The sequence below is a fragment of the Pseudomonas sp. GD03862 genome, from assembly GCF_029840855.1.
GTDB classification, from domain to species: domain Bacteria; phylum Pseudomonadota; class Gammaproteobacteria; order Pseudomonadales; family Pseudomonadaceae; genus Aquipseudomonas; species Aquipseudomonas alloputida.
In genome coordinates this window covers 1-660 of record NZ_JAOCDI010000121.1, presented here as the reverse complement: position 1 = coordinate 660, position 660 = coordinate 1, and the positions used below count along the sequence as shown (strand labels likewise).

The following is a 660-nucleotide window of genomic DNA, read 5'->3' as shown; positions in this document are numbered from 1 at the left end:
GCCGACCAGACCTCGGTGGCCGAGAACGTCAAACCGACGTTCACCGTGCACGTCAACCAACCGCTGGCCCACGACCTGGTCGTGACCCTGAGCAACAATGCCCAGGTCACCATCAAGGCCGGTGAAACCAGCGCGCCGTACACCCACGCTGCGCAGGGTGATGACGTTTACAACGACGCTGGCCAGATCAGCCTGGGCATCAATTCGGCAGTGGACGCCACTGGTGCGACCTTCGAGAACCTGCAACTGGGCGGCAACGCTTCGGTTCAAGTGACCGACACCACCGACGAAGTGGTGGCCAAGCTGACTGCGACCCCGTCGGTGACCGAAGGCGGCGAGATCACCTACACCATCACCCTGACCAACAAAGACGGTCTGCCGATCAACAACCACAGTGCATTGACCTTCACACTGAGCGACGGCAAAACCGTCATCACCGTGCCGGCCAACGGCACCGTGGGCACTGCCACCGTCACTGCCCCGGACAACGTCTACGTCGGTACCAACGACCCTGTCGTGATGTCGATCGCAACCGTTGGAGGCGCGGATGTCGGTAAGTTCGAACAGCTGACGCTGGACAAGACCCCGGTCAGCACGTCGGTGACCGACGAGCCAGGTACGCCAGGCAACGAAGGCGACCTGGTCAAGGTCACCATCACG

General features: G+C 62.0%; 1 protein-coding gene. It reads left to right on the top strand.

Features of this window, described 5'->3' with window-relative positions:
- Positions 1–660, top strand: a 660-nt coding sequence (locus N5D53_RS27620; RefSeq protein WP_279841146.1) for an immunoglobulin-like domain-containing protein, incomplete at both ends; no start/stop codon positions are given.